The organism is Cytobacillus firmus (assembly GCF_023657595.1).
GTDB lineage: Bacteria > Bacillota > Bacilli > Bacillales > Cytobacillaceae > Cytobacillus > Cytobacillus firmus_B.
Map to the genome: position 1 here is coordinate 1,182,838 of NZ_CP098323.1, position 22,347 is coordinate 1,205,184.

The following is a 22,347-nucleotide window of genomic DNA, read 5'->3' on the forward strand; positions in this document are numbered from 1 at the left end:
AGGAATGAAGCAAAAACTTATAATTGCAGCTTCGGGGCTTCTGCTGGCTGCGCTCCTTGTATTTGCTGCAATACAATTCACTGATGTCTCTGCTTCTGAATCAATTACTGAAGGTGAAGCCAGAGAATTAATAAAAGACCGATATCAGGGAGAAATTCTGAATGTGAAAAAAGTAAACAGCACTTATTTGATTGAAATGAAAAAAGACGAAGCGTTTTATCAAATAAAGCTAAGTGAAAACGGAGGAGAAATTCTTTCTTTTGAAAAAAAGGAACAGACTCCTAACGGTGAACAGAAGCAGCTTGATGAAGAAAAAATAAAGGAAATTATTCGGGTAGAAGAATCTGGTGAATTACTCTCCATGAAAAAGATGACTTATAAAGAAAAACCAGCCTTCGAGGCAATCGTTCAGAAAGATGAAGCGAAGATAAAGATTACTGTTGATGCCCTGACTGGAGAAGTTCTATCCCGTTTTGCCGAGGAAACAAAGGTTCCTGTTAAAAATCTAACCGAAGAGGAAGCTATTCAAATTGCTCTAAAAAATGAACCTGGAGAGGTGGATGATATCAGCTTTGAGAAAACAGACAGCGGATCTTATTATCTTGTTGAGATAGAAAAGGATGACGGCAGAGAGGCCGCTGTCCAAATCCATGCTATTACAGGAACAGTAATGTCGGTTACATGGGATGATTAATTCCTTTCTCATCAAATTTTAATTTTCTTATCCTTTTTCTCTCATTTTCACCGGTTATATTGAACATGTAGAAAAGAAAAAGGAGGAAAAGTAAAATGAACAAACAATTTGCAGTTATTTCGTTGGCAGGAGCCTTATTGTTGGGTGGTGCTGTTGCAGCAGGTGCCGCAGATACAAATGAAAAAGGAAGTACTGGGAGTAAGACAGAAGCTGAGCAGGATTTGATTACTGTTGAAGAGGCGAAGAAGATTGCTCTTTCTGAAGCAGAGGGAAGCGTTGAGAGCATTGAATTGGAAAGAGTAAAAGGCAAACAGTATTATGAAATTGATATTGATAATGGGGAAGAAGATTTCGATATTAAAATTAACGCTTTAGATGGTAAAGTCATTTCAATTAATAAAGAGCGGGATGACAATGATGACAATGATCAGGCCGAAAAAGAGATAAATGGGGAAAAAATAATTTCCGAACAAAATGCTATTGAAATAGCTGAAAAAGAAGTTAATGGAATGATGAAAGAAATTGAAATAGATGAAGACGATGGACAAATCCTATATGAAGTTGAACTGCAGACAAAAAAAGGCGAAGCAGATGTTGATATTGACGCTGAAACAGGTAAAGTATTAAAAGTCGAATTGGATGACTAATGCCATATGGAAAGCGGGGCGAAATGCTCCGCTTTTTGCTGTAATTTGTTACAAGCTTATGAAGAGACTACTCATCAATCCTCTTGTTGGTTCATAGATTATGGTAAGGACTAAAAGGGGGAGTGGCAATGCGGGAGGAAGATAATAAATCATTGGAATATGCCATTCAGGAAATTACTGAAATTGCAAATGGGTTTGGCTTGGACTATTACCCTATGAGGTATGAAATTTGCCCTGCAGAAATCATTTATACATTTGGCGCTTATGGCATGCCGACCAGGTTTTCGCATTGGAGCTTTGGAAAACAGTTTCATAAAATGAAGCTGCATTATGATTTAGGTTTATCAAAAATTTATGAGCTTGTAATCAACTCGGATCCCTGCTATGCGTTTCTGCTTGATTCCAATACCCTTATCCAAAACAAATTAATTGTGGCGCATGTTTTAGCACACTGCGATTTCTTTAAAAATAATGTCCGTTTTCAAAACACAAAGAGGGACATGGTAGAGAGCATGGCTGCCACCGCTGAAAGAATAAGGCGGTATGAAATTGAGTTTGGGAAAAAGGAAGTGGAAACTTTCCTTGATGCCGTGCTGGCAATTGAAGAACATATTGATCCGTCTCTAATGAGGCCGAAGCTAGCCTGGAGTACAGATGATGAATATGAAAGCAGCGGTGATACAGCAGCGGCCAGCCCTTATGATGATTTATGGGATTTGGATGAAAGAAACAAGAAGCATGTACCAAAGAAGAAAAATAAGAAATTCCCTCCGAAACCAGAAAAAGATTTACTGCTGTTTATAGAGAGCTACAGCAGGGAGCTAACCGACTGGCAGCGGGATATATTAACGATGATGCGGGAAGAAATGCTCTATTTTTGGCCGCAGCTGGAAACTAAAATTATGAACGAAGGCTGGGCATCGTATTGGCATCAGCGCATCTTAAGGGAAATGGATTTGACATCTGCTGAAGCGCTGGAATTTGCAAAGTTGAATGCAGGGGTTGTGCAGCCGTCCAGAACCGGAATCAATCCATATTATCTGGGTCTGAAGATTTTTGAAGATATTGAAGAACGATATAACAATCCGACTGAGGAAATGAAGAGGCGCGGTGCAGTGCCAAATTCAGGCCGGGAAAAAATGTTCGAGGTTCGTGAAATCGAGTCAGATATATCATTTTTAAGAAATTATTTAACAAAAGACCTTGTTATGAGAGAAGATATGTATCTGTTCCAAAAACAGGGTAAGGATTATAAAGTAGTGGATAAACAGTGGGAGCATGTGCGCGATCAGCTTGTCAGCATGCGTGTAAATGGAGGATTCCCATATTTGACGGTTAATGACGGCGATTATATGAAGAATGGTGAACTATACTTAAAGCACTGGTTTGAAGGTGTAGAGCTTGATCTTAAATATCTTGAAAAAGTACTCCCATATGTACACCAGCTTTGGGGCAGAGGCGTCCATATGGAAACCATTGTTGAAGGCAAGAACATGCTTTTCACTTACGATGGAAAGAGCATCCACAGAAAATATTTATAAAAATGACGGACGAACCAAAGTATGTTTTGGTTCGTCTTTTTTTGGCTGGGCTGCAAACATGTTTTTTTAAAATGGGCAGAATAAAACTAAATACTTTCCTTCTCAAGGAGTATTGAAGTAATATTAACGTGTACAGGCGGGGGTATAGAAAGGTAACTAAATGCCTCCCTGATATTAATATTTTCTTTACAGCCATTGATAAACTGAGGAAAGGATGATGATCATGAAAATTACGGATTCAGCTCGGGATCTATTGAAAAAGATTCTTCAAGAGAAAAATACTGGCGGCATTAGAGTTTATTTTGCAGGCTTTGGCTGAGGAGGCCCTCAAATTGGACTGGCTCTGGATGAGCCGGAAGCAGATGATATAATCGAAACTATAAATGAAATACAGGTGGCGATCGACCCGGAAATCAAGCCGCATACGGAAAGTATGATTCTTGATCATGATCAGGATAATGAAAGACTGGTCCTGTTAGGCAATGACAGTGACTGCTGCTAATGAAAAACACCCACGCGGGTGTTTTTCTATTTGTAAAAAAGGTATTGACAATATACCCGATAGGGTATATTGTATGAATTGTAATTGAATTATTTACGCAGAGGAGAGAAATATGCTGCTGATTTTTTTAACCTTGCTGCTAGTTAGCTTCCCATTATTTAAAAGGTATTATCCTATTAAAAATATACCTTGTTATCATTTGGATCAATGCCTGCCCAAGGAAGGCATAGCCCTGCTGGATGTCAGGGATTATAATGATTCCTGTCATTGTGAAATACCCGGAGCGATCAATCTGCCCATTCCATATATCAATAGGCATATAAACGATATACCTTATAACCAAATCCATTTAGTTGCCTCCAGCTCTTTAGAGAAAAATGTTGGAGTAAGGCTGCTGCGAAAAAAAGGGTTTAAGATAGTTGGTTTTTCAATGCCTGATTGTCACTGTGTAAAATAAAACTAAAATGGGGTGAAGCGTGTGTTATACGATGCAAAAACTAAAAATCGAATCAAAAGGGCGGAGGGCCAGCTTAGAGGGATTTTAAAAATGATGGAGGATGAAAAAGATTGCAAATCTGTCATTACCCAGCTAACAGCTTCAAGATCAGCAATTGATAAAGCAATTGCAGTTATTGTCAGTTCCAATCTTGAACAATGTATTGTTGAAAACGCTGAAAAGGGAATTGAGAGTTCCATCATGATTGAAGAGGCTGTCAACTTACTTGTTAAAAGCAGATGATGGTTAGTTGACTTCCTTTTTTTATTTAGTTATAATATACCCCATAAGGTATAAAAACAAAAAGCGTTATCACATAAATTTGGAGGTAAGCAAATGACTATTGCAAATGGAATCATTATCGCCCTGCTAATTATTTTTCTCGTTCAGAAGCTGATTCCAGTAAAGGGCGTAAAGCAGATGACAACTGCTCAGCTGAAGAATGAAATGAAGGATAAAACAAAGCAATACATTGATGTGAGAACAACAGCTGAATTTAAAAGCTTCCATATTCCAGGATTTAAGAACATGCCTCTTCATCAGCTACACCAGAATCTGGGAGAGCTATCAAGAGATAAGGAAGTTGTTGTTATCTGTCAAAGCGGAATGAGAAGCAGCAAAGCAAGTAAAATTCTAAAAAAAGCCGGATATAAGAACATTACAAACATCAAAGGCGGAGTAAGCGCCTGGAGATAAAGGGGAGAATATTAAATGAAAACAATGACTGTTAATGAAGTAGAGCAGCAGCTTGCTGCCGGAGTAAAGTTAAATATCATTGATGTGCGGGAAGTTGATGAAGTAAAAGAAGGAAAGATAGCTTCAGCTATTCATATTCCGCTTGGACTAATTGAATTTCGTATGCATGAGCTGGATAAGAATCAGGAATATGTTATGGTTTGCCGATCAGGCAACCGCAGCGGATTAGCTGCACGATTTCTTGAAGGACAGGGGTTTAGTGTCATTAACATGCTTGGAGGTATGATGAACTGGGAAGGACCATTATAGTATTGATCTGCAAACGGCCATTAACAGGTGTTGACAGAAAGTCAAATTTACTCTAGTATATACCCTGTAAGGTATTTGGATTCGTTTTAAAAGCTTATAACAAATAAATAAATTTTTTTGATTATAAAAATACCCAAAGGGAGGATAAAAGATTGGAAAAGAAAAAAACAACAATCGTTCTATTCAGCGGAGATTATGACAAGGTGATGGCGGCTTATATCATTGCAAACGGTGCAGCTGCTTACGATCATGAGGTAACCATCTTTCACACATTCTGGGGACTGAATGCTCTTAGAAAAGATGAGCCAATTCAAGTCAAAAAAACTTTTATGGAAAAAATGTTTGGCAAAATGATGCCAAGAGGTCCGGAAAAAATGGGATTATCGAAGATGAATATGGCTGGAATGGGTCCTAAGATGATCAAAGATATTATGAAAAAGCACAACACTATGCCAGTTAAAGACTTGATTGAATTGGCAAAAGAACAGGATGTTAAGCTGGTAGCCTGTCAAATGACTGTCGACCTTCTTGGATTTAAACAGGAAGAAATCATTGATGGTGTGGAATATGCCGGTGTAGCTGCATATCTTGCAGATGCAGAAGACGGCAATGTCAACTTATTTATCTAAATTTATAAGGAGGAATATTAAATGGAAACGTTAAAAACAAACTCTTCAGTAGATGCAAAGGGGCTTGCCTGCCCAATGCCGATTGTAAGAACGAAAAAGGCAATCACTAATCTGAATCCGGGGGAAGTACTTGAGGTCCTTGCAACAGATAAAGGTTCAAAAGCAGATATTCAGGCTTGGGCAAAAAGCTCTGGACATCAATATCTTGGCACAATGGAAGAAGGCGAAGTGCTTAAGCATTATATACGAAAAGCAGGTGAAAATGAAGAGCGCGAAGCTGCAACTTTTGAGCCTGTTGCCTCTAACGATGATCTCTTAAAAGAGATAGATTCTAATGATGATCTTGTTGTTCTCGATGTCAGGGAACCTGCTGAATATGCATTCGGCCATATTCCCAATGCTGTTTCGATTCCCTTCGGAGAATTGGAGGAAAGAATTAGCGAGCTGAACCAGGATAAAAAGATTTTTGTAGTATGCCGTACAGGGAGCCGAAGTGATATGGCATCCCAGGTATTAGCTGAAAAAGGCTTCTCAAATGTAATTAATGTAGTTCCGGGAATGTCCGAATGGAATGGACCGACAGAAACGAAGCTTAACTAAAATTTTTTAAACTAAATTATACATCAGGGGGTATTTAAACGATGAAAGCAATGACTGCTAGTGAAGTAACAAAAAAGGTTATTCATAATGAAGAATTATTTATACTTGATGTACGTAATGAAACCGACTTTAACGATTGGAAGATTGAAGGCAAAAACTTTGAATACTTGAATGTTCCATACTTCGACCTTCTTGATGGAGTGGAACCTATTCTTGATAAAATTCCGGCTGATAAAGAGCTTTTAGTAGTGTGTGCAAAAGAAGGTTCTTCTGTCATGGTCGCAGAAATGCTTGAAGAAGCAGGACGAGATGCTTCCTACCTCGCAGGAGGGATGAAATCATGGAGTGAACACCTTGAGCCTGTTAAAGTGGGAGATTTAAAGGATGGCGGAGAAATGTATCAATTCGTCCGCATTGGAAAAGGCTGCCTTTCCTACATGGTGATTTCAAACGGTGAAGCTGCAATCGTCGATGCCACAAGAATGACAGGCGTATTTACTGATTTTGCTGCTGAAAAGAATGCAGAGATCAAGCATGTCTTTGACACACATCTCCATGCAGATCATATTTCTGGCGGACGCAAAATTGCTGAAAAAACGGGTGCTTCCTACTGGCTTCCTCCTAAAGATGCTGAAGAAGTAACATTTGAATACAGCCGTCTTGAAGATGGAAACGAAGTCATGATTGGTTCTACTAAAATCAGCATTCAAGCTATTTACTCACCAGGCCATACAATAGGTTCAACATCTTTTGTAGTGGACGATCAATACCTTCTTTCAGGTGATATTCTATTCATCGATTCTATCGGACGTCCTGACCTCGCCGGTAAAGCCGGGGATTGGGCTGGAGATTTAAGAGAAACACTTTATAAACGCTATAAAGACCTATCAGGCGAATTAGTTGTTATGCCTGCACACTTCATGATTATTGAAGAATTAAATGAGGATGGCAGCGTATCCGAAAAACTTGGCACATTATTTGCTAAAAATCACGGATTAAACATTGAAGACGAAGGTGAGTTCAGAAAGTTAGTTTCTGAAAATCTTCCTCCTCAGCCTAATGCTTATCAGGAAATCCGCGAAACAAATATGGGAAAAATCAGCCCGGACGAAGAAAAACAGCGTGAGATGGAAATCGGTCCAAATCGCTGTGCTGTAAGATAATTTTTTGAAGGATTTATCAAAAACTAATAATAAAAATTGGAGGAATGAAATATGAACGCAGCAAAAATACTGGATGCAAAAGGTTTAGCTTGCCCAATGCCAATCGTAAAAACGAAGAAAGCAATAGGTGAAATCGAATCAGGGCAAGTGCTTGAAGTTCATACAACAGACAAAGGAGCAGTTAAAGATTTGGCTGCCTGGACAGAGTCAACAGGACATGAGCTTTTAAAACATGAGGATGACAATGGAGTGTTAAAGTTCTGGATAAAAAAAGGCTGATCTATTGAAAAGATAAAAGGGGGTCTGCGCTCCCTTTTATTGCTTAAAAGGAGGGGATGGCCACATGGATTTTACTTTTTTGATCGTTATATTTTTAATTGGTTTTATCGGGTCTTATATTTCCGGAATGGTGGGAATTGGCGGCTCAATCATTAAATACCCAATGCTATTATACATTCCGCCGTTATTTGAATTAGCTGCTTTTTCTGCTCATGAAGTATCCGGAATCAGTGCAGTACAGGTCTTCTTTGCTACAATCGGAGGTGTATGGGCCTACAGGAAAGGCGGATATCTGAATAAGACACTAATTATTTATATGGGTTCAGCCATACTGGCCGGAAGTTTAATCGGAAGCTATGGTTCAAGGTTTATGACTGAAGGCGGCATTAACCTTGTATATGGTGTTTTAGCTTTAATTGCTGCCATCATGATGTTTGTGCCGAAAAAAGGCTTGGATGATATCCCTTTGGATCAAGTAAAGTTCAATAAATGGCTTGCAGCCTTCTTTGCTTTGATTGTCGGCATCGGGGCTGGTATCGTCGGTGCAGCAGGTGCCTTTTTACTGGTTCCTATTATGCTGGTAGTATTGAAGATTCCTACAAGGATGACGATTGCGACATCACTGGCAATCACATTTATTTCATCGATTGGATCTACAGCTGGTAAATTGGCAACCGGACAGGTAGACTATGTTCCTGCAGCCGTTATGATTATTGCCAGCTTAATTGCTTCTCCATTAGGAGCTGCTTCAGGAAAGAAAGTAAATACAAAAATTCTTCAAATTATTTTGGCTGTACTAATACTGGCTACATCCATTAAAATCTGGATGGATATTTTATAATTCTGGGGAGGGGGCAGCGGGTGCTGTTCCCTTTAATGTTTAACCTGTGGTTAAGCGGTAAAAATAATCGTAAACTTCAGATAAGGGAGAGCTGTTTCTGATGGAAGAAACCAAAGAGTCGAAATACATACAGCAGCATCTGGCAAATGAAAGAACCTTCCTGGCATGGGTAAGAACATCGATCGCTGTAATTGGAATAGGCGTACTTGCTTCCACGCTGCATTTTAATAATGTGCAGAGAGTAAATAAGTTTGCAGACAGCATTGCCATTTCATTAAGTCTGTTTTCTCTGGTTACCGGCCTGACAATTCTTGTTTACTCTACCATGAATTATTTTCAGGTCAGAAAAAGAATTAACCAGCAGACCTACTCATCATCCCGATCTCTAATATACTTAATAACAGCTGTTATCTTTTTGATATTTATCTTATTGCTAATATATTTATTTGTTATTTTGATTTAACAGGTGCCTCATGTTTATAAATTATTAATTAATGAATGGCTTTCTTTTTAAATCTTCCGCCCCTAACTTCCGCAATATCAGCAACTGCTAAAAAAGCACTGGGATCAATTTCTTCAACGATGGCTTTTAATTTTGCCTCTTCCAGTCTGGTGATGACACAAAAGATTACTTTTTTATCATCCCCTGTGTAAGCACCTTCCCCATTTAAATAGGTAACTCCTCTTCCCAGCCGTGCCAGAATCGCTTCACCGATTACCTTATGCTGGTCACTGATGATCCAGGCTGATTTTGATTCATCCAGCCCGCTGATCACCACATCAATTGTTTTGAAAGCAATGAAATAAGCGAGGATGGAATACATAGCCCGGTTCCAGCCGAAAACAAAGCCTGCCGTAGCAAAAATGAAGATATTAAAAAACATAATAATTTCCCCGACAGAGAACGGAAGTTTTTTATTTACCAGAATGGCCAGAATCTCAGTTCCATCTAATGATCCTCCATACCTGATCACCATGCCGACCCCAACACCAAGAACAATGCCGCCAAATACCGTTGCTAACAGCAAGTCCTCAGTAAAAACAGGAACGTCATGCAAAAGGAGGGTAGTTGCTGATAATACGGCAATCCCAAGCAGCGTAGACAACGCAAAGGTTTTCCCTATCTGTTTGTATCCTATGTAAAAAAATGGAATATTAAGGATGAAAATAAACCAGCCCAGTTTCCAGCCGGACAGGTGAGAGAGGATAATGGAGATGCCTACTATTCCGCCATCCAGAATTTTATTGGGCACAAGAAACTCTTCGATTCCTACGCCCATAAGTATGGCTCCAACTATGATGAAGAAAATTCTTTTTGCAAGCTTTCCTTTAGTCAATCCTTTATGTACATTTACTTCAACAGCAGTTTCGAGTGATACGTTCATAAATGACCCCCATTTTTATATGATACCCGAGTATCTGTATAAGCTAATAATATAATATGATGGCTTGTGCCAGTTTAGCTCAAACTAATTAATTGGCAAGTCTGATAATCACTATATCTAATTATAACATTTCTTATATTAGATGAGGGATTCCGGGGTTAATTAATACGCTTAGATCTGTACTCCTTTGTAAGGATCATTTAATGATATCTTTTTTACGAGCCTGATTGAATATTTTATGAAAATACGATTAGTTCAAAGCTCTTCGGGGAAATAAACACATACAAGCAAATTAGCTGTATAAGGGAGGGGCAGTTACATGCATAAGGTTATTCAATTTGGCAAGAAGCTCGGAAAGGAGTTTAAGAAAGATCGGGCAACCGGGCTTGCAGCCGAACAAGCCTATTATTATATGCTCTCCATTTTTCCTTTATTAATCCTGCTTATCTCCATTGTTCCATATCTATCTCTGGATCCTCAAAAAGCATTAACATATCTGCAGAGTGTAATGCCGTCTGATTCGTTTAGTGTGATCGAGGATAATGTGATAGATATCATTACGAAGCCGAACGGCGGTCTGCTGACTTTTGGTATTATCGGTACATTATGGTCGGCTTCTAATGGAATGCAGGCTTTCATAAGGGCTATGAATGATGCGTTTGATGTAAAGGAATCGAGATCATTTATAAAATCAAGACTGGTTTCCATAGGCTTAACACTTGGACTGCTTGCAGCATTCATTGTTGCCATGGTTCTTCCTGTATTCGGGAAAGTTATCTTGAATTTTATTGGTAATTTTATAAATATATCTGATGGGATGCAAATTTTGATCAATGTATTGAGGTGGGCTATTGCTTTTGTGATCATGGTTACAGTCCTGGCTATTCTTTATAAGGTAGCGCCGAATAAACATTTTCCTTTCAAACAGGTATTGCCGGGTGCAATAGCCGCAACGGTTATGTGGCAGATCATATCTTTTGGCTTATCCTTTTACGTAAGCAATTTTGGAAATTATTCAGCCACATATGGCAGTCTTGGCGGAGTTATTGTATTAATGCTTTGGTTCTTTTTAACCGGCCTTGCACTTGTTATTGGCGGAGAAATAAGTGCCCTCTATCACAGAAATAATACATTCAAACCGGGCAGCGGGAAGAAAAATGATAAAAAAGATCCCAAAGTACAATCCGATGGAGAAGCGTATCGTACACTTTCAATCAAATAGGGCAAAATAAAACGAGGGCTCAGCCCTCGTTTTATTTTATCGCAGTCTAACGGGCAGTAAGCCCCCCACTTCAAGACTCAGAGGAATCAAAGGAGGATAAGTGGGGGTCAAACTGCCCGTAAAGGCCCGATTGGTAAGATACAGTGAAACTTGCCGACGCGCAGGCAGAGGCTTAGTTGAACCAATCGGGTTCGTAGTGTCGATTGATCGAAGCGCTAGCGGAGATCTTAGCGACACTAGAACGCGACTAACAATCAGTGGGGGATAAGGAAAACCCCCACTGATTGAAGTTTCACTTTATCTGATGGATAAAAGGTATTTTAATGTTCCACCACTTTTTAATTTTTTTCGGTGTTTCTTTAACAGCAGCCACTGTATTATTAAATGTTTGTTTCTTAAAATTGATATCCCTTTGGATTTCTTTCTGGGTTGCTGTCAGTTCGTCAACCCCATTTTTCACTTGATCTGCCTTTAGCTGCATGACAGTGCTTATTGCTGTCAGCTTCTTAATTGCGGGTTTGGCATCCTTATAAGTTTTAAAAGCATAGATGCCCAGAAAAATCAGAGATGCTGCTATAAGAATCAAGCTTGCATATACAATGAACATTACGACCTTCCTCCTCATGCCGGTTTTTCTTATTATTTACCCATAAACTCAAAAAATTAACGTTAAATCTTATTAATCAGCTTCAAGATAAAAGAGAATTCTCAGAATAAATTAAAGAATTGACGTCCAAATTTGAGTTTGCTAGAATTGGTTTCATTATATCAATATATAATGTTTGGGCAGTACACTGATTGATGTGCTGCGTTTTACATTTTACCTGTATATGTTCAGAGATAGGGTCTGAGCGTTTCTACCGGGCTGCCGTAAATAGCTTGACTACAGGGGATATAGCTTGTTTGAATAGGCATGCTATTTCTTCTGTTTTTCTTTATGGCAGCTTCGCATCTTGCGGAGCTTTTTTAATTTCCTAAAAAAAGGAGGGATTGGCATGTCATCTTTTTTCCGGTTTCATGAAAGAGAAACATCATACAAACAGGAAACAATTGCAGGTTTAACCACGTTTTTATCAATGGCATATATTCTAATTGTAAATCCAATTATCCTTAGCCAGGCCGGAATGGATAAAGGGGCTGTTTTTACTGCTACGGCACTCTCGGCTATTATTGGCTCTTTATTAATTGGCCTGCTGTCCAATTATCCGATTGGGATTGCCCCAAGCATGGGCCTCAATTCTTTCTTCACTTTTTCTGTCTGCATCGGAATGGGTATTCCGTGGCAAACAGCGTTAACAGGTGTATTTATTTCAGGGGTCTTATTTGTGATTTTAAGTTTATTAAAAATACGCGAAAAAATTATTAACATTATACCGAAGGATTTAAAGCATGCAATTGCAGGCGGAATCGGATTCTTTATTGCTTTCATAGGATTGAAAAATGCTGGACTTGTTGTCGGAAATGATGCGACATTTGTGGCGATTGGCAATATTAAATCCCCAGTCACGCTGCTGGCTGTCTTCTGTTTTATATTAACAATTGTATTGATGGTAAGGGGTATTAAAGGGGCCATTTTTTATGGGATGGTCATCTCAGCTGCTGCCGGAATGTTAATTGGCCTTATTGATAAGCCGGAAAAAATCGTCGGTGCTATTCCGAGCCTTGAACCGACATTTGGTGAGGTTATTCTGCATATTGATCAAGTCTTTACTCCGGAAATGCTGGCAGTAATATTTACATTCTTATTTGTTGCCTTTTTTGATACAGCAGGAGCTTTAATAGCTATCGCAAGTCAGGCTGGCCTGATGAAAAATAATGAAATTCCTAATGCCGGCAAAGCGCTTCTGGCAGACTCCAGTGCAACTGTAGTAGGCTCTGTGCTTGGAACTTCTACAACTGCTTCCATGATTGAGTCCAGTTCAGGGATTGCGGCTGGAGGAAGAACAGGTTTTACATCAGTAATCATCTCTGCATGCTTCGCGGTTGCATTATTCTTCTCTCCATTGCTCAGTGTGATAACGGCCGAAGTAACATCGCCGGCACTGATCATTGTTGGAGCACTGATGGCCATGGAGGTAAAACATATTGATTGGGGTAAACTGGAAATCGCAATTCCTGCGTTCGTGACCATCTTAATGATGCCATTGACCTTCAGTGTAGCAACAGGGATTGCACTCGGTTTTATTTTATACCCAATTACAATGCTGGCACTTAAAAGGCCACAAGAGATCCATCCCATCATGTATGGACTATGTATTGCATTTATGGGTTATTTTGTTTATCTTTCATAAGGGAAAGGGCTGCCTGTATAGTCAGGCAGCCCTTTTATGAATTCTATAATTGCCCGGAATAATTCTTTCAATTTTCTGCTGTTCCTGTTGAAATCGCCTGCAGATGTTTGAGTCTATTCATTTAGTCTAAATTAAAAGGGAATAGTAAAAATTATTGAACAATAAGCCAAAGTCATACATAATATATATGAGCATATATTCATATAAAAGGGGTGCATTATATGGGACACAGTCATGGGCACGGGCATGGACATTCACATGATCACCATCATACTGGCAATAAAAAGGCTTTGATGTGGGCATTTATTTTAATTGCTTCATTTATGATTGTAGAAGTGATTGGCGGAATATGGACTAATAGCCTTGCGCTGCTATCGGACGCCGGACACATGCTGAGTGATGCAGCTGCGCTTGGCTTGAGTTTTCTGGCTATCAAAATAGGCGAAAAAAAGGCGACAAATTCAAAAACATTCGGCTATAAACGATTTGAAATTATTGCTGCTTCAATAAATGGCATTACACTGCTCCTAATTTCTCTCTATATTTTCTATGAGGCCTATCACCGCATTCTTGAGCCGCCGGCTGTTCAAAGTATGGGAATGCTCGTGATTTCATCGATTGGTCTTCTCGTCAATATTGCAGCAGCATTCATATTAATGAGCGGGGATAAGGAGCATAATTTAAATGTTAGGAGTGCTTTTCTGCATGTTCTAGGTGACCTGCTTGGTTCTGTTGGAGCAATTGCCGCTGCACTGTTAATTTATTTCTTCGGGTGGGGCATTGCCGACCCAATTGCAAGTGTAATAGTAGCAGTTCTCATTCTTGTAAGCGGATGGAGAGTGGCAAAAGAGTCTTTCCACATTTTAATGGAGGGGACACCTTCCCACCTGAATCCAGAGGACATTAAAAGTGCGCTCCTCGGACTTGCACATGTAAAAGACGTTCACGATCTTCATATTTGGACGATTACTTCCGGTTTTCCTTCTCTTAGCTGCCATCTTGTAATTGAAAATGAGGGCGGACACGATGCAGTCCTTCATGCGGCTCAATCTGTTCTGCATGATGAATATGGGATTGAACATAGCACGATACAAGTGGAGGGAGAAAGAAAAGGCTGTCCAGGCCATAATGAAAGCTGCAATTAATAAAGCCTTAAGGACAGCTTATTCATGAATGCTGGCTATGTTCAATAGCCTGGTTCAATAAACTAATAACATGTTCATCATCATGGCTGTAAAAGAGAGTTGTTCCTTCACGGCGGAATTTTACCAGGCGCAGGTTTTTCAAAAAGCGAAGCTGGTGAGAAACGGTAGACTGGAGCAGGGAGAGATTTTCGGCAATTTCATTTACAGAATACTCTCCGTGAAATAATAAGTGAAGAATTCTAAGCCTTGTTGGATCGGATAAAGCTTTAAAAGTCTGGGAAACCATGAATAAAGTTTCTTCATCCAGGTCGGCAGGGTACACCGGGTTTTCATCTGTCATTTTGTTTCACCTCTTTCTTTCATTATAAGTCTGTTTTATATAAAACAAAACCGCAGAAGTTGACTCTGCGGTTTTATCTTATTATTTTGCCTTACTGATTTCCTTGTGAATTTCATCAACCAGTTTTTTCATTTCTGCATGGATTTGTTCTTTATCAACATTTAATTCTGTTTTTATTTCGTGTAATGATTTTCCCTGTTCCCTCAATTGGATGATTTCACCCAAATCCTTATTTGCCGCCTTTGCCATGGCTGCACCTGAAACCAGGAAACGAAGTGGAACTCCTTTGTCAAGATACCCCTGCAGCACTTGAGCCGATTTGCCGGAGTACTCGGAGACCTTTTGCAGAACAACCCCCTTGTTCGCTTCAAGGAACTTATCCATGTGATGATGGTGCTTCTTTATTTTGTCTAAATCCACTCCATACTGCTGAGCTGTTTTTTCCCAGGAGGAGTTATTTTTTTTATAAAAAGTCAATACCTCTGCAACCTGTTTATTTGAAAACTTCGCAATGTGGGCAGCTATGAAGATTTCTCTTTTAGTGAATCCTTGTTCCAGAAGAGATTTCATTAAAGATTCATCGATCATTCTGTGATGGTGTTCATGTATTTGCTCCTGTGCCGGTGACTTTCCCCTTGGCGCAGATTCAGCATTAACCGAAATCGCGGCCCCTATTAAAATAAAGCAAAAAGATACAAATAAAAGAAATTTTTTATTCATCTTATACTGCACTCCTTTCAAAATGATAAGTCGTAATTAGCATTTCCCAAGATATTGATAACAATAAAGAATTTGGCTGACTTTATAGAAAAGGCTGCTTTCGTAAAGTATTGTTGATAGTACATAACTTAGTTTGAGTTACTGAGTTGATCTTCGCTGTGGGCACTTACTCCTCGAAAATGCTGACGCATTTCCTTCATGCGGTGTTCCTTCGAGGAAGCTTATTTAATGTCCTGCGGGAGGAGAGGGAAGTGTGAGACCCCGCAGGCGAAGCCGAGGAGGCTCGCATTCCTCCCCGCGGGTTCACTGCGTGCCTGCAGTGGAAATCAACGGGCTGAATTTATAAGCAAAACACAATATTCTTTGAAGAAAGATTTTAGAAAAACATTATTGTTAGAGATATTCATTGAAAAAAAACACTCATATCGATTACATTAAGAATAAAAGACTGTTCATGGGCGGTGAAGGGAAATTGAAAATACTGGTTGTGGAAGATAATGAAAGTGTCTGTTCAATGCTGGAGATGTTCTTTATGAAAGAAGGGTATCAGGGTGTGTTTGTTCACGATGGCCAGCGGGGGTTTGAGCATTTTAATAAAGAAAAATGGGACTTAATTATCGTTGATTGGATGCTTCCGGTCATGGATGGAGTGACGCTCTGCCTGAAAATAAGGGAACTGAGCAAGGTTCCGATTATTATGCTGACGGCAAAAGACAGCGAATCCGATCAGGTTCTTGGACTTGAAATGGGTGCCGATGATTATGTGACCAAGCCATTCAGCCCGCTTACTCTGATGGCCAGGATAAAAGCCGTGACACGCAGATTTCAGGCTGAAGCAGGAACAGATGAACATCACTTTGTTGCCAGTGAATATTTCAAAATCAGCAAAGAATCCAGAGAGGCATATTATAATGGGCAGCTTTTAAAGAATTTGACCCCAAAAGAATTTGACTTGCTGTATTACCTTGTAAAACATCCCAAACAGGTTTTTACTAGAGAGCAGCTGCTCGATAGTGTATGGGGTTATCAGTTTTATGGAGATGAAAGAACCGTAGATGTACATATAAAAAGGCTCCGGAAAAAAATAGGCACGGATGAGCAGCCCTTTATTCATACTGTATGGGGTGTAGGTTATAAATTCGATGAAACGGCAGCGGAAAATGAAGGTTAAGTATTTTTATCAGCTGCTGATCAGTCATGTCAGCATCCTAATACTGGCCTTCCTGTTATTAAGCCTTCTATTCTCCCAGTTTGTGGAGAATTATATTTTTGAAAATAAAGTGGAAGAGCTCGATTCCTATGGAGAGCAGATCCTGACAGACATAACAGTCAGGATAGAAGGGGATGAACAATTTCTAACAGAATACAGCCAGCTGCTCGATGCCAGAAACATCAAATACATTCTCTTCGATCATAAAGGAAGGGTCTTGTATCCTGAACTTAAATCGGATCCGATGATTCAGCTGACCAAATCCGAATGGGCTGGAATTTCGAAAGGAAAAAAAGTAACTGTAAAGCATGATATAGAACGTTTCGGCCAGGAGGTAACATTAGTTGCCATGCCATATATGCAGGGGGGCAATCTTGTTGGCGGAGTTTTGCTTCTGTCCCCAATAACAGGGGCTATGGAGGTTGTCAGCGAATTAAATCGATTTTTATTATATACCATTTTTATTTCACTCTCTGCGACCATCCTTTTAAGTCTGGTTCTTTCTAAAAATCTGATCAAGAGGATAACTGAGCTTAGGAATGCTGCCTCTATGATTTCATCCGGGAACTATGATATCAATGTGCCTTACACCTATATGGACGAAATTGGGGAATTGGCCAAAGACTTTAATGATATGGCAGCAAGATTGAGGGAATCTAATGAAGAAATCAGAAGACTGGAAAATAGAAGAAGGAAATTCATCGCTGATGTCTCGCACGAGCTTCGGACTCCTTTGACCACCATAAGCGGTTTGGCTGAAGGTATTAAGGGAGGTCTGATCCCGGAGGCGGATACAGAAAAAGGGATGATCCTGATAGACAGGGAGGCAAAGAGGCTTATTCGGCTGGTGAATGAAAATCTGGATTATGAAAAGATTCGTTCCAACCAGCTGCAGCTGAATAAAATGGATATTGATCTCATGGAAGCCTTTGAAATTGTTAAGGAACAGCTGGAAATTCAGGCAGAGGAAAAAGGTAACAGGATTTATATAGAGGCTGAAGAAGGGGTTTCGGTGTATGCGGATTATGACCGGCTGATTCAGATTCTGGTGAATATTGTGAAGAACAGCATTCAATTCACCGAGCAGGGCTCCATATTTTTAAGGGGCAAAGAAGATCCTGATCAGACATTGATCTTAATAGAAGACACGGGTATAGGCATCGACCCGAAAGAAATTGAGTCAATTTGGCTGCGATTTTATAAAGCGGATCTATCCAGGACCAATCATTCATTTGGTGAGTTTGGCATTGGTCTTTCCATTGTCAAACAGCTTGTTCAGCTGCACAGCGGAGAAATTACTGTCAGCAGTGAAAAGGGGGAAGGGACCAAATTCACGATTAGATTTCCGCGGGAGCAATAAGGACAAATAAAAGGAACAGCACACAAGAAGGCTGTTCCTTTTATTATTTAAGACAATACTTCTGATTCAGTAAAGGGCACTTCTTTTGCAGGTGCCGGCTCTTCTGTTTCAGGTACTGCTGTCACTTCAACATACTTAATATGGTGCTCTTCCATATCCAGAATTTTAAATCGATATTTTTCGTACTCGATAATATCACCTTGTTTGGCTTCGTAATTCTCAGTCAATATCCATCCGCCAATGGTATCAACATCTTCATCATTAATATCGGTACCCAGCAAGTCGTTGACTTCGCTGACAAGAACTTTTGAATCAATGATATATTGGCCTTCTTGCGTCTTTCTGACCATCGGTACTTCATCCATGTCGAACTCATCACGGATCTCGCCAACAATCTCTTCAATGATATCCTCAACAGTCACTAACCCCGAGGTACCGCCGTATTCATCCATTAAGATGGCCATGTGGATGCGTTCTTTTTGCATTTTAAGCAGCAGCTCATGGATAGGTATGCTGTCAATGACCCGGATAATGGGACGAATGTATGATTCAAGAGTGCTTGATGATAATTCCCGGTTCATAATGAGATCTGTCATGACTTCTTTAATATTGACCATGCCAATGATATGATCCTTATCTCCATCTATAATGGGATATCGAGTAAATTTCTCTTCCTGAACGATTTGCAGAAAATCTTCAAGTGTATCATCTTTTGAGAGAGAAACAATTTCAGTACGCGGAACCATGATTTCTTTCGCGATCCGATTATCAAACTCAAAGATTTTATTTACATACTTAAACTCAGATTGGTTAATTTCGCCGCTTTCATAGCTTTCTGATAAAATAATGCGAAGTTCTTCTTCAGAATGTGCTAATTCGTGTTCAGAAGCAGGCTTTAATCCAAACATGCTGGTCAATAGGCGGGCAGAACCATTCAACGCCCAAATGATCGGATACATAACCCGGTAAAACCAGATTAAAGGACGTGTTGTTAAAAGTGTTACCGCTTCTGCTTTTTGTATCGCCAGAGTCTTTGGGGCCAATTCTCCCACAACTACATGCAGGAAGGTGATAAAAGCAAAAGCAATGCTGAATGAGATAACATGCGAAATGGATGACGGCAGACCGAAACTATTTATCACCGGACGCAGCAGGTGTTCAATTGTCGGCTCACCCAGCCAGCCAAGACCGAGTGCTGTAATGGTAATTCCCAGCTGGCAGGCTGAAAGGTATTCATCCAAATTGGAAATCACTTTCTTCGCAGCAATTGCATTTTTATTGCCTTCTTCAATTAGCTGATCAATTCTGGAACTTCGTATTTTAACAATGGCAAATTCCGAAGTAACGAAAAAAGCCGTTAAAGCAATTAAAATGGCTATAAAAACCAAGTTTAATATGTCCAAATAAGTTCCCCTTATCCCGCCTAAACGGGCAGGGTGTCACCTCCTGATTTTGTGAAAAATGGGATTAGCTTGTTAAGCCGGAAAGGGAACGGAGCAATGCAGTACTTTCGGCAGTCAGCTTTCTGGAGAAGCCATCTTTCTGCTCCTCATTCATTGTATTGATGAGCGGCATGAGCACAGCTATTTCCTGCTGCAGCTGTTTCATCTGTAATGTGACTGCGTTAATATGCTTTTCAACTTCCCCTGTCTGAATCTCCCTTTTCGTTTTCATTTCTAGTTTTCTCTTAATCTCTTCAAGTGGAAGATGCAGTATTTTGCATTCTTCAATAAATCTTAGATCAGACAAAACCTCTTCTGAATATATGCGATAATTTGATTTTGAGCGTTTCGCTTTTATTAGGCCAATGCTAGTGTAGTAGTCAATCGTTCTTTTAGAAACGTTAGCAATATTGGCTAATTCGCCGATACGATAGTAAGCCCCATCATATCACCTCTGTTTTGAATACTTATATCTCCATAATAATGCTTTACAACAAGAGATATAGTTAGAATCAATTATACGTTAGCGGAAACCGTACAGTCAAACGTAGCAGTTTGGAAAAATGGATTACATTTATTTTATGAAATTATTCATTAAATATGAAGTAAAAAGATTCGGAAAAATAAAAATTTTTATAGAGGCAGAAAAGTTTCAGCAAAAGCACGCCTTAGGCAGTAAAAACCAGGAGCAAAAAGTGCGCTCCCGGTTTTAAAGAAAATGCAGTTTATATTTTCACAACTTCTATATAAGAAATATGGTGTCCATCCATTTCTTTAATCATAAATCTGTATCCTTCTTCTTCAACAAAGTCTCCCTGAACAGCATCATACTTCTGCGTCATAATCCAACCGCCGATAGTGTCAACATCATCATCAGATAATGTTGTTCCCAGGAGATCATTTGCTTCTGAAATCAGCAGTTTTGCATCAAGGATATAATGGTTTTCCCCTGTCTTTTGAACAAGCGGAAGCTCATCGGCATCAAATTCGTCCCTGATTTCACCTACGATTTCTTCCAGGATATCTTCTGCTGTGACCACTCCAGCTGTTCCGCCGTACTCATCAAGAAGAATCGCCATATGTGAACGCTCCTTTTGCATTCTAAGGAGCAAATCGTGAATGGGAATGGTTTCAATCACCCTGATGACAGGTTTAATATATTGCAGTAAGGGGTGTTTGCCTTCACATTTTTTTCTTACACAGTCAGTTAAAATTTCCTTAACATTAATGATTCCGAGAATATTATCCTTATCGCCCGCCGTAACCGGGTAGCGGGTATAACGCTCATTTAATATGAGATCGAGGGTTTCTTCCAGTGATGAATCTTCCGGAATGGTAACAATTTCGGTCCGGGGAACCATAATCTCTTTGGCGATTCTATTGTCAAATTCAAATATCCGGTCCACATACTGGTATTCAGAGGGATTAATTTCACCGCTCTTTAAGCTTTCAGATAGGATAATCCGCAGTTCTTCCTCTGTATGGGCCATTTCACTCTCTGAAACTGGTTTCAGTCCGAATAATCCTGTAACAACTCTGGCTGAACCATTTAAAACCCAGATAAACGGATACATAACCCTGTAAAATAATATTAATGGCTTTGAAAAAGTTAAAGTAATAGCTTCTGCCTTTTGAATCGCAAAGGTCTTTGGCGCAAGCTCTCCAATGACCACATGGAGAAATGTCACAACAGCAAAAGCAATGACAAAGGATAGGAAATGAGTTACGGAAGCCTGCAAGTTAAGACTTTCAAATACAGGATGAAGCAGTCTCTCAATAGTCGGTTCACCGAGCCACCCGAGACCCAGTGCGGTGATTGTAATTCCAAGCTGACAGGCAGATAAATATTCATCCAGACTGCTTATAACTTGTTTTGCAGAACCGGCTTTAGGATTTCCCTCCAGCATAAGCTGGTCAATTCGTGAAGTCCTCACTTTAACAATGGCAAATTCAGATGCAACAAAAAAAGCAGTTAATGCGATTAATAAAAATAATAAGAAAAGGTTAAGGGTGATCATATTATCCCTTACACGATATGTAAGGGGCCGGCACCTCCTTTATAATAAGTACTTTTCCCTTATTCATGAATTTTACAAATAAACCATGAATAAAGGATTTACTTTAATTGAAATTACCCTTATTTAAGAGATGTAATCAGGAGAAATAATTAATCCAAGATCTTGTATGCAGGGAAAAATAAAAAAGCCTGAGCAGGCTTTTTGTTTAAACATTCCATTCTCTTGCCAGAAGTCCATATACGGCAAGATCGTGATATCGATTATAAAGATACTCGCCATCCCGGATGATTCCTTCCTGCCGAAAGCCAAGCCGTTGAGGGATCGCACGGCTTTTTCCATTTCTGATTCCGCAGCGTATTTCGATGCGGTTCAGTTTTAAATCAAAAAAAGCATGATTGACCATGGCTTGCACACTTCGTGTCATAATTCCTCTGCCTTCAAAATTTTCAGCAAGGTAGTATCCAATGCTGGTTTGTCTGTTGTTCCAGTCTATATGGTGAAAACCAATAGAGCCTGCAAGTTTTCCCTGATAACGGATTCCGGCATTAAATCCGTTATTATCGGCAAACTGTTTCAGCCATATAGGAATGATCGAATGATACTGAACAGGTGAAGCCATATTATCTACCCATGGAAGCCATTCTCTTAAGTGGCTTCGGTTCCGGTCCACCAAGCTGAAAAGCTCTTCTGAATGATGAAGCTGGAACAATTGCAATTCTATATCCTCATCTACCTTTAAAGAAAACAAGTGACAAACCCCCTCCGGCAAACTATAAATATAATAATTTATTGTTTAAATCATATAAGCATTTTTAGT

General features: G+C 39.6%; 26 protein-coding genes and 1 riboswitch. Of the genes, 17 read left to right on the forward strand and 9 right to left on the reverse strand.

Going from position 1 to position 22,347, the window contains the following annotated elements:
- Positions 1–4 precede the first annotated feature (4 nt).
- From NAF01_RS06245 to NAF01_RS06255, 3 genes are all read left to right on the forward strand, one after another.
- Complete coding sequence (locus NAF01_RS06245; protein WP_048011891.1) at positions 5–694, forward strand: PepSY domain-containing protein; 690 nt, start codon at positions 5–7, stop codon at positions 692–694.
- A gap of 95 nt (positions 695–789) precedes the next feature.
- Positions 790–1,341: a PepSY domain-containing protein gene (locus NAF01_RS06250; RefSeq protein ID WP_197214546.1), complete on the forward strand. Its 552-nt coding sequence runs from the start codon at positions 790–792 to the stop codon at positions 1,339–1,341.
- A gap of 128 nt (positions 1,342–1,469) precedes the next feature.
- Complete coding sequence (locus NAF01_RS06255) at positions 1,470–2,882, forward strand: SpoVR family protein (protein WP_197214547.1); 1,413 nt, start codon at positions 1,470–1,472, stop codon at positions 2,880–2,882.
- Between the two features lie 656 nt (positions 2,883–3,538).
- Here the strand turns inward: NAF01_RS06255 and NAF01_RS06260 are convergent.
- A complete protein-coding gene (locus NAF01_RS06260) occupies positions 3,539–3,733 on the reverse strand; it encodes a hypothetical protein (RefSeq protein WP_197245336.1) in 195 nt (64 codons plus the stop codon).
- A gap of 129 nt (positions 3,734–3,862) precedes the next feature.
- On the opposite strand from NAF01_RS06260, the gene NAF01_RS06265 reads away from it, so the two are divergent.
- The 9 genes from NAF01_RS06265 (at position 3,863) to NAF01_RS06305 (ending at position 8,860) form a co-directional block, all read left to right on the forward strand.
- Positions 3,863–4,123 carry a metal-sensitive transcriptional regulator gene (locus tag NAF01_RS06265; protein ID WP_048011895.1) on the forward strand — a complete coding sequence of 87 codons (261 nt, stop codon included), beginning with the start codon at positions 3,863–3,865 and terminating at the stop codon, positions 4,121–4,123.
- Between the two features lie 93 nt (positions 4,124–4,216).
- Positions 4,217–4,576 (forward strand): rhodanese-like domain-containing protein, encoded by a 360-nt coding sequence (locus NAF01_RS06270; protein WP_197214549.1) that lies wholly within the window; start codon positions 4,217–4,219, stop codon positions 4,574–4,576.
- Positions 4,577–4,591: 15 nt separating this feature from the next.
- Positions 4,592–4,885 (forward strand): rhodanese-like domain-containing protein, encoded by a 294-nt coding sequence (locus NAF01_RS06275; protein WP_250801967.1) that lies wholly within the window; start codon positions 4,592–4,594, stop codon positions 4,883–4,885.
- Between the two features lie 152 nt (positions 4,886–5,037).
- Positions 5,038–5,514, forward strand: coding sequence for a DsrE/DsrF/DrsH-like family protein (locus NAF01_RS06280; RefSeq protein ID WP_082139053.1), 477 nt, complete (start codon positions 5,038–5,040; stop codon positions 5,512–5,514).
- A 21-nt stretch (positions 5,515–5,535) separates the two neighbouring features.
- Positions 5,536–6,114 carry a sulfurtransferase TusA family protein gene (locus tag NAF01_RS06285; RefSeq protein WP_250801968.1) on the forward strand — a complete coding sequence of 193 codons (579 nt, stop codon included), beginning with the start codon at positions 5,536–5,538 and terminating at the stop codon, positions 6,112–6,114.
- A gap of 41 nt (positions 6,115–6,155) precedes the next feature.
- Positions 6,156–7,277, forward strand: coding sequence for an MBL fold metallo-hydrolase (locus NAF01_RS06290; RefSeq protein ID WP_197214551.1), 1,122 nt, complete (start codon positions 6,156–6,158; stop codon positions 7,275–7,277).
- A gap of 51 nt (positions 7,278–7,328) precedes the next feature.
- Positions 7,329–7,556: a sulfurtransferase TusA family protein gene (locus tag NAF01_RS06295; RefSeq protein ID WP_095243726.1), complete on the forward strand. Its 228-nt coding sequence runs from the start codon at positions 7,329–7,331 to the stop codon at positions 7,554–7,556.
- Positions 7,557–7,620: 64 nt separating this feature from the next.
- The gene (locus NAF01_RS06300; RefSeq protein WP_250801969.1) at positions 7,621–8,397 is read left to right on the forward strand and encodes a sulfite exporter TauE/SafE family protein; all 777 of its coding nucleotides are present in this window, start codon (positions 7,621–7,623) and stop codon (positions 8,395–8,397) included.
- A gap of 100 nt (positions 8,398–8,497) precedes the next feature.
- The gene (locus NAF01_RS06305) at positions 8,498–8,860 is read left to right on the forward strand and encodes a YidH family protein (RefSeq protein WP_197207785.1); all 363 of its coding nucleotides are present in this window, start codon (positions 8,498–8,500) and stop codon (positions 8,858–8,860) included.
- Between the two features lie 28 nt (positions 8,861–8,888).
- Here NAF01_RS06305 and NAF01_RS06310 read toward each other — a convergent pair whose 3' ends face one another.
- Positions 8,889–9,782, reverse strand: a complete 894-nt coding sequence (locus NAF01_RS06310; protein WP_197207784.1) for a YitT family protein — start codon at positions 9,780–9,782, stop codon at positions 8,889–8,891.
- A 319-nt stretch (positions 9,783–10,101) separates the two neighbouring features.
- Between NAF01_RS06310 and NAF01_RS06315 the strand changes: the two genes are divergently transcribed.
- Complete coding sequence (locus NAF01_RS06315) at positions 10,102–11,004, forward strand: YihY/virulence factor BrkB family protein (RefSeq protein WP_197245341.1); 903 nt, start codon at positions 10,102–10,104, stop codon at positions 11,002–11,004.
- A 292-nt stretch (positions 11,005–11,296) separates the two neighbouring features.
- Here NAF01_RS06315 and NAF01_RS06320 read toward each other — a convergent pair whose 3' ends face one another.
- Positions 11,297–11,611 carry a DUF948 domain-containing protein gene (locus NAF01_RS06320; protein WP_048009322.1) on the reverse strand — a complete coding sequence of 105 codons (315 nt, stop codon included), beginning with the start codon at positions 11,609–11,611 and terminating at the stop codon, positions 11,297–11,299.
- A 197-nt stretch (positions 11,612–11,808) separates the two neighbouring features.
- Positions 11,809–11,910, forward strand: a riboswitch (purine riboswitch).
- A gap of 89 nt (positions 11,911–11,999) precedes the next feature.
- On the opposite strand from NAF01_RS06320, the gene NAF01_RS06325 reads away from it, so the two are divergent.
- Positions 12,000–13,295: an NCS2 family permease gene (locus NAF01_RS06325; RefSeq protein ID WP_250801970.1), complete on the forward strand. Its 1,296-nt coding sequence runs from the start codon at positions 12,000–12,002 to the stop codon at positions 13,293–13,295.
- 221 nt (positions 13,296–13,516) lie between these two features.
- Positions 13,517–14,440, forward strand: a complete 924-nt coding sequence (locus NAF01_RS06330; protein ID WP_048009320.1) for a cation diffusion facilitator family transporter — start codon at positions 13,517–13,519, stop codon at positions 14,438–14,440.
- Positions 14,441–14,462: 22 nt separating this feature from the next.
- Here NAF01_RS06330 and NAF01_RS06335 read toward each other — a convergent pair whose 3' ends face one another.
- Positions 14,463–14,780, reverse strand: coding sequence for an ArsR/SmtB family transcription factor (locus tag NAF01_RS06335; protein ID WP_035326772.1), 318 nt, complete (start codon positions 14,778–14,780; stop codon positions 14,463–14,465).
- Positions 14,781–14,861: 81 nt separating this feature from the next.
- Positions 14,862–15,500, reverse strand: coding sequence for a hypothetical protein (locus NAF01_RS06340; protein WP_197214556.1), 639 nt, complete (start codon positions 15,498–15,500; stop codon positions 14,862–14,864).
- Between the two features lie 472 nt (positions 15,501–15,972).
- Here NAF01_RS06340 and NAF01_RS06345 point away from each other — a divergent pair, with 472 nt between their 5' ends.
- Positions 15,973–16,671, forward strand: a complete 699-nt coding sequence (locus tag NAF01_RS06345; protein ID WP_163143345.1) for a response regulator transcription factor — start codon at positions 15,973–15,975, stop codon at positions 16,669–16,671.
- Positions 16,661–18,070, forward strand: coding sequence for a sensor histidine kinase (locus NAF01_RS06350; protein WP_163143342.1), 1,410 nt, complete (start codon positions 16,661–16,663; stop codon positions 18,068–18,070). The genes NAF01_RS06345 and NAF01_RS06350 overlap by 11 nt, the downstream gene beginning before the upstream one ends.
- Before the next feature lie 47 nt (positions 18,071–18,117).
- Here NAF01_RS06350 and NAF01_RS06355 read toward each other — a convergent pair whose 3' ends face one another.
- From NAF01_RS06355 to NAF01_RS06370, 4 genes are all read right to left on the reverse strand, one after another.
- Positions 18,118–19,473 (reverse strand): hemolysin family protein, encoded by a 1,356-nt coding sequence (locus NAF01_RS06355; RefSeq protein WP_163143333.1) that lies wholly within the window; start codon positions 19,471–19,473, stop codon positions 18,118–18,120.
- A 64-nt stretch (positions 19,474–19,537) separates the two neighbouring features.
- Complete coding sequence (locus NAF01_RS06360; RefSeq protein ID WP_081757221.1) at positions 19,538–19,939, reverse strand: MerR family transcriptional regulator; 402 nt, start codon at positions 19,937–19,939, stop codon at positions 19,538–19,540.
- A gap of 298 nt (positions 19,940–20,237) precedes the next feature.
- Entirely contained in the window at positions 20,238–21,530 is a 1,293-nt protein-coding gene (locus tag NAF01_RS06365; RefSeq protein ID WP_197245348.1) for a hemolysin family protein, read from the reverse strand.
- A 205-nt stretch (positions 21,531–21,735) separates the two neighbouring features.
- Entirely contained in the window at positions 21,736–22,278 is a 543-nt protein-coding gene (locus tag NAF01_RS06370; protein ID WP_250801971.1) for a GNAT family N-acetyltransferase, read from the reverse strand.
- Positions 22,279–22,347: the final 69 nt, after the last annotated feature.

What these genes read in the sequence shown, in the direction of transcription:
- NAF01_RS06245 (WP_048011891.1), top strand. Translation starts at nt 5, where the DNA reads ATGAAGCAAAAACTTATAATTGCAGCTTCGGGGCTTCTGCTGGCTGCG.
- NAF01_RS06250 (WP_197214546.1), top strand. Translation starts at nt 790, where the DNA reads ATGAACAAACAATTTGCAGTTATTTCGTTGGCAGGAGCCTTATTGTTG.
- NAF01_RS06255 (WP_197214547.1), top strand. Translation starts at nt 1,470, where the DNA reads ATGCGGGAGGAAGATAATAAATCATTGGAATATGCCATTCAGGAAATT.
- NAF01_RS06260 (WP_197245336.1), bottom strand. Translation starts at nt 3,733, where the DNA reads ATGGATTTGGTTATAAGGTATATCGTTTATATGCCTATTGATATATGG.
- NAF01_RS06270 (WP_197214549.1), top strand. Translation starts at nt 4,217, where the DNA reads ATGACTATTGCAAATGGAATCATTATCGCCCTGCTAATTATTTTTCTC.
- NAF01_RS06275 (WP_250801967.1), top strand. Translation starts at nt 4,592, where the DNA reads ATGAAAACAATGACTGTTAATGAAGTAGAGCAGCAGCTTGCTGCCGGA.
- NAF01_RS06285 (WP_250801968.1), top strand. Translation starts at nt 5,536, where the DNA reads ATGGAAACGTTAAAAACAAACTCTTCAGTAGATGCAAAGGGGCTTGCC.
- NAF01_RS06290 (WP_197214551.1), top strand. Translation starts at nt 6,156, where the DNA reads ATGAAAGCAATGACTGCTAGTGAAGTAACAAAAAAGGTTATTCATAAT.
- NAF01_RS06295 (WP_095243726.1), top strand. Translation starts at nt 7,329, where the DNA reads ATGAACGCAGCAAAAATACTGGATGCAAAAGGTTTAGCTTGCCCAATG.
- NAF01_RS06300 (WP_250801969.1), top strand. Translation starts at nt 7,621, where the DNA reads ATGGATTTTACTTTTTTGATCGTTATATTTTTAATTGGTTTTATCGGG.
- NAF01_RS06305 (WP_197207785.1), top strand. Translation starts at nt 8,498, where the DNA reads ATGGAAGAAACCAAAGAGTCGAAATACATACAGCAGCATCTGGCAAAT.
- NAF01_RS06310 (WP_197207784.1), bottom strand. Translation starts at nt 9,782, where the DNA reads ATGAACGTATCACTCGAAACTGCTGTTGAAGTAAATGTACATAAAGGA.
- NAF01_RS06315 (WP_197245341.1), top strand. Translation starts at nt 10,102, where the DNA reads ATGCATAAGGTTATTCAATTTGGCAAGAAGCTCGGAAAGGAGTTTAAG.
- NAF01_RS06320 (WP_048009322.1), bottom strand. Translation starts at nt 11,611, where the DNA reads ATGTTCATTGTATATGCAAGCTTGATTCTTATAGCAGCATCTCTGATT.
- NAF01_RS06325 (WP_250801970.1), top strand. Translation starts at nt 12,000, where the DNA reads ATGTCATCTTTTTTCCGGTTTCATGAAAGAGAAACATCATACAAACAG.
- NAF01_RS06330 (WP_048009320.1), top strand. Translation starts at nt 13,517, where the DNA reads ATGGGACACAGTCATGGGCACGGGCATGGACATTCACATGATCACCAT.
- NAF01_RS06335 (WP_035326772.1), bottom strand. Translation starts at nt 14,780, where the DNA reads ATGACAGATGAAAACCCGGTGTACCCTGCCGACCTGGATGAAGAAACT.
- NAF01_RS06340 (WP_197214556.1), bottom strand. Translation starts at nt 15,500, where the DNA reads ATGAATAAAAAATTTCTTTTATTTGTATCTTTTTGCTTTATTTTAATA.
- NAF01_RS06350 (WP_163143342.1), top strand. Translation starts at nt 16,661, where the DNA reads ATGAAGGTTAAGTATTTTTATCAGCTGCTGATCAGTCATGTCAGCATC.
- NAF01_RS06365 (WP_197245348.1), bottom strand. Translation starts at nt 21,530, where the DNA reads ATGATCACCCTTAACCTTTTCTTATTATTTTTATTAATCGCATTAACT.